This window comes from Mesorhizobium sp. WSM4823, from assembly GCF_055811195.1.
The window spans coordinates 65,312-81,333 of record NZ_JBVVQL010000010.1 but is presented as its reverse complement, the minus strand read 5'-3'; the positions used below and the strand labels follow the sequence as shown (position 1 = coordinate 81,333).

Genomic DNA, 16,022 nt, shown 5'->3' with positions numbered 1-16,022 from the left:
CGCGCCGCAAGAGAGATCATTTCTTCGGCAGCAGCTTGAGGCCAGGCGCGGGATATTCCAGCGCATCCTCATCCTGGCCGGCCGCCGGAATCTCGATCCAGCGTTCGGCAACGCCATCGCATTCCTGCACCACCGGGAAGTGGAGCGTCTGGCCGGCCGGCAGTTCCGCCGCCAGTGTCCCGCGGAAGACGAATTCGTCGTAGAATTCGTCCGGCAGGCTGCCGCCGCTCCAGTCGACTTCCCTAACGCCTGACGTCACCGTCTCGCCATAGAGCTGGTAGGACTTCTCGTATTTGCCCTTCTTGACCTGCAGCGTCCAGCCGGGCTTCGGCATCGGCTTTACCGAAATCACCCCTTCCGGGATTTGCACGCGCACGGCGGTCGTCGCTTTGCCCTCGCAGCCATGCGGCACACGCAGGATCGCTTTGTAGGTCGAACCGACCGCCGCCTCCTGCGTTTCGAGCGTGACATGAGCGAAAGCCGTGCCCGTCCCGGAAGCGAGAAGCGCGCAGGCCGACAAAATATACTTGTTCATGATGGTCCCTCTGACGACCATGATGGTGCTTCTGATTTCGGATGTTAAGATTTTGGCCGGATCAATTGGCATGGTCGTCCATGCCGCCCATTTGGCCCATGCTCTCGACGGCGAACTCGACGGTGACAGTGCCAGCCTTTTCGAAGGTCAGCGCAGCGGAAAACGCCTCGCCCTGTTTGGGCTGACGCTTGAGGCCGATAAACATCAAATGATAGCCGCCGGGCGCCAGCGCGACCTTGCCGCCGGCCGGAATCTCGAGGCCACCGGTGACCGGCCGCATGGTCATGACGCCGTCCTTGACGCCCATTTCGTGCAATTCGGCCTTGTCCGATACATCGGAGGAGATCGACAGCAGCCGATCCGGTGAACTGCCGGTGTTGGTGACGGTGAAGTAGCCGCCGGCCACTTTGGCGCCCGGCGGTGTGGCGCGCGACCAGGGATGCACGATCTCAAGGTCGCCGACCCTAAACTCATGGGCGAAACCGGCCTGGGCGCTGACGAGCAGGAGGGCGAAGAGGAACATGGCGATGCCGAGTCGTTCCTCGAAGCTGCGCAGGAAAAGCCTGTTGCGGCCGAACCGCGCACGGAGTGAGTGAGACATGATAGCTCCAAGAATTGAGAGATAGCGCCGGTGGCCCGTCGCGAACAATTTCAATTGTCGACGGACGCACCCGCGAAAGGTTCTGCGAGTCTAACCGAAAAGGATCAGGCCGATGCCGGCGGCGCGCGCGGATTCGACGGCGAGCGGTCGCGGCTGAAATCGAGGTGCCGGAACGCCGGCAGCACAAACGCGACGGTTTCGGTGGAAAAATGGCCGGGCGCCGCGGCGGCAGCGAGCGGCGGTGCGTAAGCCACCGAGGCAATGCTGCAGCCAAGCGCACAGCAGGCCGGCACGTGCTGCTGGTGCGGATCGCCGCCTGGAAGCTGCGCCGCGCCCTCCTGGGTGCAGATGACATTGCCGAAGGCGTCGAGTTGCGAAGCAGCCGGGCTTAAGCCGGATGCGAATGCGCCAAACACCGACTGGAGCACGAGCAAATAGGCCGCAGCGAACGCGGCCGGCATGCTCCATCGTCTCCGCCGGATATTCAAAGACCTGCCTCTTTACGCAGCAACGGCAATACCTAGCACGCGGCGAGCGAGCGGAAAATCGCCAAATCGCTGCTGCGGCAACGCGGCGCGATCAACGCATGTCGCCCAAAGCATGCCCTCGGACTTGAGCCGCAGCGGTTTTGGGATAACGACATGCACAAGAACAGGAACTTAAAGCGCGTCGTATATTCAGACGCCACGCGCTTTAAGCCGGTTGCGGCTGCTGGCCTTCCGGAATCGATGTCAGCAGCGTGTGCCGCGCCGACTTCAGATGCTTGCGGCAGGCGGTGTCGACCTTGCCGAGATCGCGCGATTTGAGCGCGGCGATATAAGCCAGATGTTCCGCCACCGCCACTTCGTTGCGCTCGCGCTCCTGCGCCTTGTTCCACTGGTAGTGGTAGTGGAAGATCATGGCGATGACGTCGTAGAAATCGACGATGAAGCGATTGTGCGACGCGCGGTGGATCAGCCGGTGAAAGCGCTCGTCGAGCTCCGAGAATTCGTTGAAGCGCGTGGCGATTTCGCGCGCCAGCAAGCGATGCTCGTCTTCCAGGAGGTCGAGGTCGGCCCAGACCGCACTGTCTTGCGGCAGGGCGGCAAAGGCGGCGGCCGAGCGCAATTCGAACATCTCGCGGATTTCGGTCAGTTCCAGCGCGAAGGCGCGGGTGAAGCCCTTCAGCACCCAGTGACTGTTGCGGCGCTTCTCGATCAGCCCGAAGCGGGAAAAGCGAATCAGGAACTCGCGCACGCTGGTGGTGCCGACGCCGATCTCGCGCGCCAACTCGAGCTCGTTGATCTGCATTCCGGCCTCGGCGCCACCCGCGAGCAGCCGCCGCATGAAGGAGCGCTCGATGATCTGCGACAGCGTGTCCGTCTCTTCCTCGGGAAAAAAATCGTCCGCCCGCGGGGCGCGCAGCACCGTCTTGCTGCGCTTGTTCCAGTCGATCAGCCCCGTCTCTTCCATGCGCGCCAGGATGGTACGGATGGTCGTGCGGCTGACGCCGAGCAGCGCGCCGAGTTCCGGCTCCGACGGCAGGCTTTTCGTTTCGTCAAGCAGCCTGAGACCGCGATTATAGGCGTCCTTGTAGACGTTATTGCTCTTCGACATCCCCTGCCTCGTTGCGCGCCGACGCTTGCAGCGGCTGGCTTGAAGCGCGATATGACAGATGCTCCTAGCGCATGCCCTCGAAAAGCGGAAAATCGCTTTCCAAAGGAATACGCAGTTCCGGTGCCGGAGCGTCCTTGAAGACCCAAGACGCCCCGCGCATCCATGAAAAAACGATTGACGCAAAAATGTTTTTTCACGATAAAAGACATTATATGTTAAGTGGCGCGTGTCAATCCGCGCCCATCCCAGGACCATACCCAGGAAACCGCCCGTGAACGCCGCAAACAGCATTCTTCTGTCTCCCGCCGACAATGTCGCGGTCGCCAATGGCCGCATCGAGATCGGTACGCCATTGCCGGGCGGTGCCGGCGCCGCCGCGCTGATCGAGCCCGGCCACAAGGTGGCGATCAGGCCGATTGCGGCCGGCGAGGCCGTGGTGAAATACGCCCAGGCGATCGGCCGAGCCACTGAAGCCATCGCACCCGGCGAACATGTTCATTCGCACAATCTGGTCTTTGAGTCTGGCCGTCTGCCGGTGGTGCCGCCAAGCGAGGCCGTGCACGCGACCGAAGCCGACCGTATTAGAACCTTCATGGGTTATCGTCGCGCCGACGGTCGTGCCGGTACGCGCAACTTTGTCGGCATTCTCGCCAGCGTCAATTGTTCGGCCACCGTTTGCCACGCCATCGCCGACGAGGCGAACCGCACGCTTCTGCCAAAATACCCCGGCATCGACGGCTTCGTTCCCATCGTCCACGGCCAGGGCTGCGGCATGAGTGCCACCGGCGACGGCATGATGGTGCTGCACCGCACGCTTGCCGGCTATGCCCGCCATCCGAATTTCGGCGGCGTGCTGATGGTCGGGCTGGGCTGCGAGGTCAACCAGCTCACCCTCTATGGCCAGAAGGGCGTCGCCGCAGGAAAACGCCATTTCAACATCCAGGAAGCCGGCGGCTCGCGCAAATCCGTCGAGAAGGCGATGGCCGTGCTGGCCGAGATCGCTGAGGAGATCGGCAAGCTTGAGCGTGAGCCGATCCCGGTCAGCGAAATCGTCGTTGGCCTGCAGTGCGGCGGCTCCGACGGCATGTCCGGCATAACAGCCAATCCGGCGCTGGGCGCCGCTGTCGACATCCTGGCCGGCGTCGGCGGCATCGGCATCCTCTCCGAGACGACGGAAATCTACGGCGCCGAGCATCTGCTCGCCTATCGCGCGGCGACCCCCGAGATCGCCGCCAAGCTCGATGGCTATGTCAAGTGGTGGGAAGACCACGTCGCCAAGCACGGCGCCTCCATCGACAACAATCCTTCGCCCGGCAACAAGCGCGGCGGTCTCACCACCATCCTTGAGAAGTCGCTTGGCGCGGTCGCCAAGGGCGGCCAGACGCCGCTCAACGGCGTCTTCGGCTATGCCGAGAAGGTCAGCGGACACGGCTTGGTGTTCATGGATACGCCCGGCTACGACCCGGTCTCTGCCACCGGCCAGGTTGCGGGCGGCGCCAATGTCATCGTCTTCACCACCGGCCGCGGCTCCTGCTTCGGCTGCCGGCCGACGCCGTCGATCAAGGTCGCCACCAACTCGACCATGTATCATCAGATGGAAGAGGACATGGACGTGAATTGCGGCGTCATCGCCTCGGGCGAAAAGACCATCGCCGGCATGGGCCGCGAGATATTCGAACTGATCGTCGAGACGGCTTCGGGCCGCAAGACCAAGAGCGAGGCGTTCGGCTACGGCGACAACGAGTTCGTCCCATGGCACCTCGGCGCGACCCTTTAGCAATTCCAGGAAAAGTGTGAAACGGTTTTCCCGGGAAAGCGCGTAGCGCTTGCCCTGCGGAATTGCGCAAAAACAAAGATCCAGGGCGTCGCCGAACCTAGCCCCGCCGACAAAACGCCGACAGGCGGCGAGCGTGCGATCAATGACTGCATGCATCACAGTCTCACGATTTTCAGAAAGAATATACATTCCATATTGACTATAAAGTGGAATTAATATTCCGTACCGGGAGAGAGAGCGGGAAGCCCTGAAGCGTGGCAACGGGATCAGGAAGGAGACTTTCTTTTCCCATCAAGCCATACGGAGGCCGGTTCGAAACACAGCTTGCGTCGACCCCATCGATGCATTATCAAAACACTGCAAATGTTTTTTATTGATAAAGTTCTATTTGGGCAGCGCCTATCCGAGTGGAGCTTTCCGTAACGTTCACCGGGCGACTTAGGGAGGAAACCTAATGAAATTCGTGACCAGCATTCTCAACCGCCGCGCATTCGTGGCGCTCGCCGCCGCCTCGATGCTTGCCGGCGTGATGCATTCGGCGCCGGCTTCGGCGGCGGACGTGACCATTCCGATCATCGTCAAGGACACCACCTCTTTCTACTGGCAGATCGTTCTGGCGGGCGCCCGCAAAGCCGGCAAGGACCTCGGCGTCAACGTGCCGGAGCTCGGCGCCCAGGCCGAGACCGACGTCAACGGCCAGATCTCGATCCTTGAAAACGCCGTCGCCGGCAGCCCGGCTGCCGTCGTCATCGCGCCGACCGAAGCCAAGGCGCTCGGCAAGCCGATCGACGAGGCTGCCACCAAGGTCAAAATCATCGGCATCGACTCCGGCGCCGACTCCAAGGCCTTCACCTCGTTCCTGACCACCGACAACATCCAGGGTGGACGCGTCGCCGCCGATGGCCTGGCGGCCGCGATCGGCGAGGCCAATGGCGGCAAAGTCGAGGGCGACGTCGCCCTGATCACCGCTCTTCCGGGTGCCGGTTCGCTCGAACAGCGCGCCCAGGGCTTCAAGGAACAGCTTGCCGCCAAATATCCCGGCCTCAAGCTCGTCGCCGACAAATATGCCGACGGCCAGGCCACGACCGGCCTCAACATCGCGACCGACCTGATCACCGCCAATCCGAACCTCAAGGGCATCTTCGCCTCCAACCTGATCATGGCGCAGGGCGTCGGTCAGGCGATCGCCGAGAACAGCCTGGCCGGCAAGGTCGGGCTCGTCGGCTTCGACAGCGACGAGAAGCTGATCAAGTTCCTCAACGACGGCGTCATTTCGGCGCTTGTCGTGCAGGACCCGTACCGGATGGGCTATGACGGCATCAAGACGGCGCTCGCCGCCTCGAAAGGCGAGAAGGTCGAAGCCAATGTCGACACCGGCGCCAATCTGGTGACCAAGGCCAATATGAAGGATCCGAAGATCGACGCGCTGCTCAACCCGAAGCTCGACTGAGCATCGCCAACAGGCGCACTGTTTCCGGGGCTTTTGCCCCGGAAACGACCTACACTCGCGTCAATCGTGAGGCCAATCTGGGAGGATTGTCATGACGTCCACGGCGCAGGAATTGCACCCGGCCCCAACGCTGGAGCCCGGGAGGACGATCCTCGAACTCAAGGGGCTGGAAAAGCGCTATCCCGGCACGCACGCGCTGAAGCCGGTGAACCTCGCCTTCAAGGCCGGAGAGATCCACGCCATCGTCGGTGAAAACGGCGCCGGCAAATCGACCCTGATCAAGCTTCTGACCGGCGTCATGCCGCGCACATCAGGCGACGTCATGTGGGAGGGCCAACCGGCGGCGTTGGCGACCCCGCATGAAGCCATGGCGCTTGGCATCAATGCCGTGCACCAGGAGGTCGTGCTGTGCCGCCACCTCACCGTTGCGGCCAACATGTTCCTCGGCGAAGAGGATTCCCGCTTCGGTATCCTGCAGCAGCGGGCCATGGTCAGGCAGGCGCAAAACATCATCGACGATCTCGGCTTCGACCTGCCGGCGCATGTCGTGCTCGGCGATCTCACCATCGGCCAGCAGCAACTGATCGCCGCCGCCCGCGCCACGGTGCGCGGCACCAAGTTCCTCATCTTCGATGAGCCGACCGCCTACCTCACGCGCAAGGAGGCCGACCAGCTGTTCACGCTGATCCGCCGGCTGAAGGGCGAAGGCGTCACCATCATCTACATCAGTCACCGCATGGAAGAAGTGTTCGAGCTTGCCGACCGTGTCTCGGTGCTGCGCGACGGCACGCTTGTCGGCACCAGGAACATCGCCGAGACCAACGACGCCGAGCTGGTCAAGATGATGATCAACCGCTCGATCGAGCAAGTCTACCACAAAGAGCATTTTACGCCGGGCGCGACGCTCCTCGAAGCCAGGAATCTCTCCGGCAAGGGCTTCGAAAATGTCTCGATGACGGTCCATGCCGGCGAAATCGTCGGGCTCTACGGCCTTATCGGTGCCGGGCGCAGCGAGTTCGTCACCACGCTCTATGGCCGTCATCGCAAGTCGGCAGGCCAGATCCTCTGGGAGGGCAAGGAGGTTCAGGTCAACTCCGAGCATGACGCTATCAGGCTCGGCATGGCGCTGGCGCCGGAAAGCCGCCGCGACCAGGGCCTCTGCCTCAACTTGCCGGTCGGCCTCAATCTCAATCTTCCGATCTACAAGCGCATTTCCAGCAATCTGCTGATCTCCAGCGCACAGGAGAAGACCGAGGCGGATCGCCAGATCGCCAATCTCAGGATCAAGACGCCGACGCGCAACGCGCTCGCCTCCAGCCTGTCCGGCGGTAACCAGCAGAAGATCGTCATCGGCAGATGGCTGGCGCACGGCGCCAAGCTGTTCATCTTCGACGAGCCGACAGTTGGCGTCGATGTCGGCACCAAGGCGGAGATCTACCGTCTGTTCGGCGAACTGTTGTCCAAGGGCGCCGGCATCATCCTGATCTCGTCCTACCTGCCCGAGGTCTATGAACTCGCCGACACGCTCCATGTGTTCCGGCGCGGCAAGCTGGTGGCCACGCATGGGTTCCGCACCGCCGATCACGAGGAAATTCTCACACAGGCGCTCGCCGAGAAGCAAGAAAAACCGGGAGGACAGATATGAGCACGGAGGCTATTCCGGCCGAAAAACCGAAGCGCAACTACAACGCCCTGTTCGGGCTGACGCTGCTGGCCCTGCTGGTGCTGTTGTGGGTCATCCTGTCGGTGGCGACGCCGAGTTTCGCCTCAGCCAACAACATCTCGAACCTGTTGCGGCAGGGTTCGATGATCGCCATCCTGGCGGTCGGCCAGACCTTCGTCATCATCACCGGAGGCATCGACCTTTCCGTCGGCGCCGTGGTCGGCTTCGCCACCGTCATCGTGGCGATGCTGATCAACGCCGGAGTACCGCTCTTCCTCGCCATCCTGATCACCTTGCTGGTCGGCGTCGCCATCGGCATGTTTCATGGCTTCGGCATCGTCAGGATGGGTCTGCCGCCCTTCATTATCACGCTGGCGACGCTGACATCCTTGCGCGGCATCGGCCTCTTGATGACCAACGGCAACTCGATCTCGATCAACAACGACGCCTTCCAGTTGTTTTCGCGCAGCTCGTTTCTCGGCGTCCCCAATCTGTTCTGGATGGTGATCCTGGTCGGCATCCCGGCCTACATCTTCCTGCATCACAGCCGCTGGGGCCGGTATCTGTTCTCGGTCGGCTCCAACGCCGAGGCCTCGCGTCTGTCCGGCGTCAATGTCCAGCGCACCATCTATATGGCCTATACGCTCTCAGGCCTCTGCGCGGCTTTCGTCGGCGTGCTGCTCGCGTCGCGCATCGGGATCGGCAATCCGACGCAGGCCGAGGGCTGGGAATTGCAGGCGATCGCCTCGTCGGTGATCGGCGGTACCTCGCTGTTCGGCGCCGTCGGCTCCGTGCACGGACCGCTGCTCGGCGCCTTCATCCTGGCCACCATCAACAACGGCGCCAATCTGCTCAACGTCAACGCCTTCTGGCAACGCATCATCACCGGGGTGCTGATCATCGTCATCGTCTATTTCGACGGCCTGCGCCGCCGCGGCAAGTAGACCATATTAACAACCGCCGGCCCGGCGCTAGCGGGGACAGCGGTTCCATGAACAGACTGGATTGAAGCATGAAAGCCGTCGTCTGCCGGTCGCCCGGCGAGCTTGTTCTGGAAGACCGCCCGGCGCCGAGCACACCACCGCCGGGCTGGGCGCTGGTCGCGGTCAGTCATGTCGGCATCTGCGGCACCGACTATCACATCTTCGAGGGCAAGCATCCGTTCCTGGCCTACCCGCGCATCATGGGCCACGAGGTTTCCGGCACTGTGATCGAGGCCGGCGACGGCGTCGATCTGGCGATCGGCGAGCCGGTGGTCATCAACCCCTATCTCGCTTGCGGCAAATGCATCGCCTGCCGGCAAGGAAAACCGAATTGCTGCGTGAAGATCGAGGTGCTCGGTGTCCATCGCGACGGCGCGATGTGCGAACGCATCCTGGTGCCGGCGCAAAATCTTTACCCGGCAAACGGCCTGTCGCTGGCCGATGCCGCCGCCGTCGAATTCCTGGCGATCGGAGCGCATGCCGTGCGGCGCTCGCTGGCGCAGCCAGGCGCGCGCACCCTGGTCATCGGCGCCGGGCCGATCGGGCTCGGCACGGCGCTGTTTGCCCGCATCGCCGGTCTCGACGTGACGCTGCTCGACATGAGCGCGGAGAGGCTGGATTTCGCCGCTAGCGAACTCGGCTTCGCGACCCTCGACGGTTCGCAGGCGTCTGCGACCGATCTGGTGCGGGAGGCGACCGGCGGCGAAGGCTTTGACGTGGTATTCGATGCCACCGGCAACACCCAGTCCGTCCAGTCGGCCTTCGCCCATGTCGCGCATGGCGGGACGCTGGTCCTGGTCAGTGTCGTCAAGGACGACATCGTCTTTTCCGATCCCGAATTCCACAAGCGCGAAATGACGCTGATCGGCAGCCGCAATGCGCTGCGCACCGATTTCGACCATGTCGCTGCCTCGATTCGCGATGGTGCTGTGCCGCTGGCAAAGCTCGTCACCCATCGCACGACACTTGACCAGACGCCGCGCGACCTCGCCCGCTGGGCGCATGAGAAATCCGGCCTGATCAAGGCGGTCATCCAGGTCGGATGAGACCGGCAGTCCTAACGCGGGACGCCAAAACAGGGCATCCGGTTTGTTTTGGTTCCACTTGACTGCAAAGATGCACCAAGGTGCGTTGAGATTCAGGTCAGGCCGAGTCGAAAATGGCGGGTTCCGAGAACCGGAACGGAGCGTACGTTTGGGTACGTGAGTACCGGAAGCGCAGGAAACCGCCATTTGCAGGCCGGCCTCACCTGAATATCGACGCACCTTAAAGCGCCGACAGTTTAAGCTCGACCCGCTCAGCCGGAAACCGCGTTTCGGCGAACTGGATCGGCTGGCCGTCCAGCGTGACGTTGACGGCGACCGTGACCAGCACGATGGCGCCGGGCTGCAGATCGAGATCGGCAAGATCGGCGGCATCGGCGTGGCGCGCCGACAAGACCGTCGATTGCCTGAGATAGTCACTGACCCCGAAACGCTCGAGCGAAGCGGTGACCGATCCGGTTTCAGCCATGGCGGCATCGATGCCGGCGAAGCGTCCCGCGTCGAACCAGCCGGTGGCACGCGAGACCGGCCGCCCATCGGCTTCGCCGCGTGTCTCAAGGCGTATGACATTCGAACCCTTGGCAAGCCCCAGCCCTTCGGCGACCCGCCGGCTGGCCGGCTCGACCGCAGATTCGAGCAGCACGCTGCGGCGCTCCGACGTCTGCCCTTGCAAGCCCTCCGAAAAACGGGTGCGGGCGCCGATCGGATAGGACAGCCGCTTGCGCGACAGCACGAAAGTGCCGCGCCCCTGCTCGGCCCTGAGCACGCCATCCTGCACAAGTGCTGCGATGGCGCTGCGCACTGTATGGCGGTTGACGCCATAGCGCTCGGCCAGTGCGACTTCCGGCGGCAGCGCAGCATTCTCGGCAAAGTCGCCGACGGCGATCGAACGCAGGATTTGATCGGCGATCTGCCGCCACAGCGAGACGCCGCTGCGCCGCTCTATGCTGCTGGCAATCTGCTGCCCGCTCATTTCTTGCCCCGATCTTTTTTGCCCTGTCATCCATCCGTCATGGACACGCTTTAGAGAATAGGTATAATTTGTATAATTGTCTAAATCAATAGACAAATTTGCGAGAAGGAATGGCGGTCATGCGAGGACAGGAAGCGCGCGATCAGGCCGAGCGCAAGGCCGTCATGGCGACGCTGGCGCAATCGACCGGCGACGATATCGTCCGCCTCTGGAACGAGGCCGGCCTGCCTTCGCAAGCGGAACTCCTGCGCGGTCCCGAAACTGGCCTGGTCACCGTGCGTGGCCGCATCGGCGGCGGCGGCGCGCCGTTCAATGTCGGCGAGGCGACGGTCACCCGCGCGACGGTGCGGCTTGCCTCGGGAGAAGTCGGCCATTGCTACGCGCTGGGCCGTGACAAGCAGAAAGCAAAACTGGCGGCAATCGCCGACGCGCTCTGGCAGGACCCCGCCCGCCGCAACGAGGTCGAGACCAAACTCATCGCGCCGCTGCAGGCCGCATTGGCCCGCGCACGTGAACGGCAGCGCGCCGAAACGGCGGCAACGAAGGTCGATTTCTTCACCATGGTACGCGGAGAAGACTGATGGACATTGCAACGCAAGCGATTGAGGGCGGCTTTGCCGATCCGGTGTTCAATGCCCAGACGGTGTTCCGCGCCGTGATGGATGCGATGGCGCGGCCGGGCACTCTGCAGCCCCTGCCGGTTTTTGCCCGCCCGCCGGCGCCGCTGTCTGCCACCGCGGGCGCTATCGCGCTGGCGCTGTGCGACAACGACACGCCGCTTTGGCTCGACCCCGTTTTGCAAGCCCCAGCAGCGGTGAAATCCTGGCTTGGCTTCCACACCGGCGCGCCGCTCGCCAACACACCGGCTGACGCGCATTTCGCGCTGATCGCCACGCCGGCCGAGATGATGGCGCTCGACGGCTTTTCGCAAGGTACCCAGGACTACCCCGACCGCTCCACGACGCTGATCCTGCAAGTCAGCGATCTCGTTTCAGGCGCCCCCCTGCTGCTCGAAGGTCCCGGCATCGAAAAGACTGCAACCATCGCGCCGGCGCAGATGCCGCGCCACTTCGTCGAACAGTGGAAGCAGAATATCAAGCGCTTTCCGCGTGGCATCGACATGATCCTTGCCACCCCCGACGGCATTACCTGCCTGCCGCGCACGACGCGCATCAAGACCATGGAGGCGTGATATGTATGTCGCAGTAAAAGGCGGCGAAGCGGCCATTGCCAACGCCCACACCCTGCTCGCCAACCGCCGCCGCGGCGACCGCTCGGTGCCGGCGCTGCGCCTCGACCAGATCGTCGAGCAGCTGGCGCTCGGCGTCGACCGGGTGATGAGCGAAGGCTCGCTCTACGACAGGGAATTGGCGGCGCTCGCCATCGTTCAGGCGCGCGGCGACATGATCGAGGCGATCTTCCTGGTTCGCGCCTATCGCACCACGCTGCCACGTTTCGGCTATACCAAGGCGATCGACACCGGCGCGATGCTGGTCGAGCGGCGCGTTTCGGCGACCTATAAGGATCTGCCCGGCGGCCAGTTGCTTGGGCCCACTTTCGACTACACCCACCGTCTGCTCGATCCCGAACTCGCCGCGGGCGGCGATGTCGCCGAGCCGCAGCAGCGCGCCACCGAGGCGGAAGCCATGCCCCGTGTCTCCGCGATCCTCGCCCGCGAAGGCCTGATCGAGCCTGATGGCGACATGCCTGGGGATCATGTCCCCGGCGACATCACCCGCGAGCCGCTTGAGTTTCCGATGGCGCGCGACATTCGCCTGCAAGCGCTGTCACGCGGCGATGAAGGGTTTCTGCTGGCGCTCGGCTACTCCACCCAGCGCGGCTATGCCCGCAACCATCCCTTCGTCGGCGAGGTTCGCATCGGCGAGGTCGAGCTGGAACTCGACGTGCCGGAGCTGCCCTTCGCCGTACCGCTCGGCTCCGTGCGTGTCACCGAGTGCCAGATGGTCAACCAGTTCAAGGGCTCAGCCAAGGCGCCGCCGCAATTCACCCGCGGCTACGGCCTTGTCTTCGGCCAGAGCGAGCGCAAGGCGATGGCCATGGCGCTCTGCGACCGGGCGTTACGTGCTTCGGAATTCGGCGAAGATGTCGTCGCCGCAGCCCAGGACGAGGAGTTCGTCATCTCGCATTCCGACAATGTCCAGGCGACCGGCTTCGTCGAGCATCTGAAGCTGCCGCACTATGTCGATTTCCAGGCCGAGCTCGACCTGGTGCGCCGCATGCGCGCCGAGCACGATGCCGGCGAAAACGCCGGCAAGATGGAAGAGAAAAGGGAGGCCGCGGAATGACCGCACAACCGACCGACATCGCCACCTACAACTTCGCCTATCTCGATGAGCAGACCAAGCGGATGATCCGCCGCGCGATCCTCAAGGGCATCGCCATTCCCGGCTATCAGGTGCCGTTCGCCTCACGCGAAATGCCGATGCCCTATGGCTGGGGCACCGGCGGCGTCCAGGTCACCGCTTCCATCATCGGCCCCGACGATGTGCTGAAGGTCATCGACCAGGGCGCCGACGACACCACCAATGCGGTTTCAATCCGCGCCTTCTTCAAAAAGGTCGCCAATGTCGCCGTGACCACCGAGACGGCCAAGGCGACCATCATCCAGACCCGCCACCGCATTCCCGAACATCCGCTGAGTGCGGGCCAGGTGCTGGTCTATCAGGTTCCGATCCCCGAGCCGCTGCGCTTCCTCGAACCGCGCGAGACCGAAACGCGCAAGATGCATGCGCTGGAGGAATACGGCCTCATGCATGTGAAGCTCTACGAGGACATTGCCAGGCACGGTCGCATCGCCACCACCTATGCCTACCCGGTCAAGGTCGAGGGCCGCTATGTGATGGATCCGTCGCCGACGCCGAAGTTCGATAACCCGAAAATGCACCGTTCGCCGGCTTTGCAACTTTTCGGCGCTGGCCGCGAAAAGCGTATCTATGCAGTGCCGCCCTTCACCGAGGTGGTAAGTCTCGACTTCGAGGACCATCCATTCGAAGTGCAGACCTTCGACCAGCCCTGCGCGCTGTGCGCGGCCGAGAACGTCTATCTCGACGAGGTCATCCTCGACGACAATGGCGGCCATATGTTCGTCTGCTCCGACACCGATCATTGCGAGAAGCGGCGCGAACAAGGTCATCGCGGCCACCTCGCGCCTGAAAGCCCTCTTGCCCTGGAAAAAACGGAGCCGGCGCAATGACCGACGAACCGCTGCTGCGCGTCAGCGCGCTTTCCAAGTTCTACGGCTCGCGTGTCGGCTGCGAAAACGTCACCTTCGACCTGTGGCCAGGCGAGGTGCTGGCGGTGGTCGGCGAATCCGGTTCCGGAAAAACGACGCTGCTGAACTGCCTCTCGACCAGATTGTTGCCGAGCTCCGGCACCGCCAGCTACCGCATGCGCGACGGTCAGTTCCGCGAACTCTACCGCATGAGCGAGGCCGAGCGCCGCTTCCTGATGCGCACCGACTGGGGCTTCGTCCACCAGAACCCGGCCGACGGCCTGCGCATGACGGTGTCCGCCGGCGCCAATGTCGGCGAGCGGCTGATGGCGGTCGGCGACCGCCATTATGGGAAAATCCGCGCCACTGCCGTCGACTGGCTGTCGCGCGTCGAAATCGACGAGGACCGCATCGACGACGAGCCGCGCGCCTTTTCCGGCGGCATGCGCCAGCGCCTGCAGATCGCTCGCAATCTCGTCACCGGGCCGCGGCTCGTGTTCATGGACGAGCCGACTGGCGGCCTCGACGTCTCGGTGCAGGCGCGCCTGCTCGATCTGTTGCGCGGCCTGGTCACCGATCTCGGCCTTGCGGCAATCGTCGTCACCCACGACCTCGCGGTGGCGCGTCTGCTGTCGCAACGCATGATGGTGATGAAGGACGGCCGCGTCGTCGAAAGCGGCCTCACCGACCGCGTGCTCGACGATCCGCGGGCGCCTTATACCCAATTGCTGGTTTCCTCGATTTTGCAGGTTTGACGATGGCGCCAAGTCACCCCCCTCTGGCCTGCCAACGAACGACGATTGGAGAACCTTCTGATGGCAACCCCGCTCGTCGTCTCCGACGTCGCCAAGAGCTTCACCATGCATCTGCGCGACGGCATCAAACTGCCTGTCGTCGCCGGCGTATCGTTCTCGATCAGGAGCGGCGAATGCGCAGTGCTCGGAGGCCCGTCCGGCGCCGGCAAGAGCTCGATCCTGAAGATGCTCTACGGCAACTATGCCGTCGACGAAGGCCAGATCATCGTCCAGCACGAAGACGGGCTCATCGATCTCGCGACGGCCAGCCCGCGCACCGTGCTTGCCGTGCGCCGGATCACGATCGGCTATGTCAGCCAGTTCCTGCGCACCGTACCGCGCGTCTCTGCCCTCGATGTCGTCGCCGAACCGCTGGTCGAGCGCGGCGCGGACCGTGAGGTTGCGCGCAACAAGGCGCGCGCCTTGCTGGCGCAGCTCAACTTGCCGGAAAAACTCTGGATGCTGCCGCCGGCGACGTTTTCCGGCGGCGAACAGCAGCGCGTCAACATCGCGCGCGGCTTCATCACCGAGCACCCGATCCTGCTGCTCGACGAGCCGACCGCCTCGCTCGATGCCAGAAACCGCGATGTGGTGATTGCGCTGATCGCGGCCAAGAAGGCAGCCGGCGTCGCCCTGCTTGGGATTTTCCACGACCATGACGTGCGCGAGGCGGTCGCCGATCGCGTCATCGATGTGACCGCTTTTGCCGCCGGGAAAATCGCCGCATGACAAGAAAGCTGTCGGAAACGCCGCTCGTCCACGACACGGCGGAAGTCGAGAACTCGACGCTTGGCCGCTGGACCGAGATCGCCGACCGCTGCCGGGTTTCGGAGAGCACAATTGGCGACTATTCCTACATGATGCAGGACTGCGGTGTCTGGTGCGCGACGGTCGGCAAATTCGCCAACATCGCCGCCAGCGTCCGCATCAATGCCACCAATCACCCGACCTGGCGGCCGACGCTGCACCATTTCACTTATCGCGCGTCGGACTATTGGGACGACGCCGAACACGAGAGCGAATTCTTCGCTCAGCGTCGCGCCAAGCGCGTCACCATCGGCCACGACACCTGGCTTGGCCACGGCTCGACCATCCTGCCCGGCGTCACCGTCGGCGATGGCGCGGCGGTCGGCGCCGGCGCCGTGGTATCGAAGGACGTCGCGCCCTACACCATTGTCGGCGGCGTGCCGGCGAAACCGATCCGCGAACGCTTCGACCGCCGCACCGCGGAACGCTATCAGGCACTCGCCTGGTGGGATTGGGACCATGTCCGCCTGCGCGCCGCACTTGATGATTTTCGCGCGCTTTCGGCGGAAGCGTTTCTGGAAAAATACGGCTGACGCAGGGCGAGCCCGCCGTTTCACATCCCTGACAC

Annotated in this window: 17 protein-coding genes; 12 read left to right on the top strand and 5 right to left on the bottom strand. The window is 63.5% G+C overall.

Annotated elements, in window-relative coordinates:
• Nucleotides 1–16: 16 nt before the first annotated feature.
• The 4 genes from AC0L26_RS22705 to AC0L26_RS22690 all read right to left on the bottom strand — a co-directional run bounded on the left by AC0L26_RS22705 (nt 17) and on the right by AC0L26_RS22690 (nt 2,732).
• On the bottom strand, nt 17–535 hold the full coding sequence (locus AC0L26_RS22705) for a YcnI family copper-binding membrane protein (RefSeq protein WP_473634597.1): 519 nt from the start codon (nt 533–535) through the stop codon (nt 17–19).
• 61 nt (nt 536–596) lie between these two features.
• Entirely contained in the window at nt 597–1,136 is a 540-nt protein-coding gene (locus AC0L26_RS22700) for a copper chaperone PCu(A)C (RefSeq protein WP_473634596.1), read from the bottom strand.
• Nucleotides 1,137–1,240: 104 nt separating this feature from the next.
• Nucleotides 1,241–1,597 (bottom strand): DUF2946 family protein, encoded by a 357-nt coding sequence (locus AC0L26_RS22695; protein WP_473634595.1) that lies wholly within the window; start codon nt 1,595–1,597, stop codon nt 1,241–1,243.
• Nucleotides 1,598–1,829: 232 nt separating this feature from the next.
• On the bottom strand, nt 1,830–2,732 hold the full coding sequence (locus tag AC0L26_RS22690) for a GntR family transcriptional regulator (RefSeq protein ID WP_473634594.1): 903 nt from the start codon (nt 2,730–2,732) through the stop codon (nt 1,830–1,832).
• A 271-nt stretch (nt 2,733–3,003) separates the two neighbouring features.
• Between AC0L26_RS22690 and AC0L26_RS22685 the strand changes: the two genes are divergently transcribed.
• From AC0L26_RS22685 to AC0L26_RS22665, 5 genes are all read left to right on the top strand, one after another.
• A complete protein-coding gene (locus AC0L26_RS22685; RefSeq protein WP_473634593.1) occupies nt 3,004–4,509 on the top strand; it encodes a UxaA family hydrolase in 1,506 nt (501 codons plus the stop codon).
• A 454-nt stretch (nt 4,510–4,963) separates the two neighbouring features.
• Nucleotides 4,964–5,959: an ABC transporter substrate-binding protein gene (locus tag AC0L26_RS22680; RefSeq protein WP_352469201.1), complete on the top strand. Its 996-nt coding sequence runs from the start codon at nt 4,964–4,966 to the stop codon at nt 5,957–5,959.
• A 91-nt stretch (nt 5,960–6,050) separates the two neighbouring features.
• Nucleotides 6,051–7,604, top strand: coding sequence for a sugar ABC transporter ATP-binding protein (locus AC0L26_RS22675; RefSeq protein WP_473634592.1), 1,554 nt, complete (start codon nt 6,051–6,053; stop codon nt 7,602–7,604).
• Nucleotides 7,601–8,566 carry an ABC transporter permease gene (locus tag AC0L26_RS22670; protein WP_473634591.1) on the top strand — a complete coding sequence of 322 codons (966 nt, stop codon included), beginning with the start codon at nt 7,601–7,603 and terminating at the stop codon, nt 8,564–8,566. Before AC0L26_RS22675 ends, AC0L26_RS22670 begins: the two co-directional genes overlap by 4 nt.
• 68 nt (nt 8,567–8,634) lie before the next feature.
• Entirely contained in the window at nt 8,635–9,651 is a 1,017-nt protein-coding gene (locus AC0L26_RS22665; RefSeq protein ID WP_473634590.1) for a zinc-binding alcohol dehydrogenase family protein, read from the top strand.
• Nucleotides 9,652–9,871: 220 nt separating this feature from the next.
• On the opposite strand, the gene phnF is transcribed toward AC0L26_RS22665, so the two are convergent.
• Nucleotides 9,872–10,621 carry a phosphonate metabolism transcriptional regulator PhnF gene (phnF, locus tag AC0L26_RS22660; RefSeq protein ID WP_473634589.1) on the bottom strand — a complete coding sequence of 250 codons (750 nt, stop codon included), beginning with the start codon at nt 10,619–10,621 and terminating at the stop codon, nt 9,872–9,874.
• Between the two features lie 119 nt (nt 10,622–10,740).
• On the opposite strand from phnF, the gene phnG reads away from it, so the two are divergent.
• The 7 genes from phnG to AC0L26_RS22625 are packed head-to-tail and all read left to right on the top strand — an operon-like array spanning nt 10,741 to nt 15,987.
• The gene (phnG, locus tag AC0L26_RS22655; protein WP_473634588.1) at nt 10,741–11,202 is read left to right on the top strand and encodes a phosphonate C-P lyase system protein PhnG; all 462 of its coding nucleotides are present in this window, start codon (nt 10,741–10,743) and stop codon (nt 11,200–11,202) included.
• On the top strand, nt 11,202–11,813 hold the full coding sequence (gene phnH / locus AC0L26_RS22650; RefSeq protein ID WP_473634587.1) for a phosphonate C-P lyase system protein PhnH: 612 nt from the start codon (nt 11,202–11,204) through the stop codon (nt 11,811–11,813). Before phnG ends, phnH begins: the two co-directional genes overlap by 1 nt.
• 1 nt (nt 11,814) lies before the next feature.
• Nucleotides 11,815–12,927: a carbon-phosphorus lyase complex subunit gene (locus AC0L26_RS22645; protein ID WP_473634586.1), complete on the top strand. Its 1,113-nt coding sequence runs from the start codon at nt 11,815–11,817 to the stop codon at nt 12,925–12,927.
• Nucleotides 12,924–13,835: an alpha-D-ribose 1-methylphosphonate 5-phosphate C-P-lyase PhnJ gene (locus AC0L26_RS22640; protein ID WP_473634585.1), complete on the top strand. Its 912-nt coding sequence runs from the start codon at nt 12,924–12,926 to the stop codon at nt 13,833–13,835. The genes AC0L26_RS22645 and AC0L26_RS22640 overlap by 4 nt, the downstream gene beginning before the upstream one ends.
• Nucleotides 13,832–14,608: a phosphonate C-P lyase system protein PhnK gene (phnK, locus tag AC0L26_RS22635; RefSeq protein ID WP_065009749.1), complete on the top strand. Its 777-nt coding sequence runs from the start codon at nt 13,832–13,834 to the stop codon at nt 14,606–14,608. The genes AC0L26_RS22640 and phnK overlap by 4 nt, the downstream gene beginning before the upstream one ends.
• A 60-nt stretch (nt 14,609–14,668) precedes the next feature.
• The gene (phnL, locus tag AC0L26_RS22630) at nt 14,669–15,376 is read left to right on the top strand and encodes a phosphonate C-P lyase system protein PhnL (RefSeq protein ID WP_473634584.1); all 708 of its coding nucleotides are present in this window, start codon (nt 14,669–14,671) and stop codon (nt 15,374–15,376) included.
• The gene (locus AC0L26_RS22625) at nt 15,373–15,987 is read left to right on the top strand and encodes a DapH/DapD/GlmU-related protein (RefSeq protein ID WP_473634583.1); all 615 of its coding nucleotides are present in this window, start codon (nt 15,373–15,375) and stop codon (nt 15,985–15,987) included. Before phnL ends, AC0L26_RS22625 begins: the two co-directional genes overlap by 4 nt.
• The last annotated feature ends 35 nt before the right edge of the window (nt 15,988–16,022 follow it).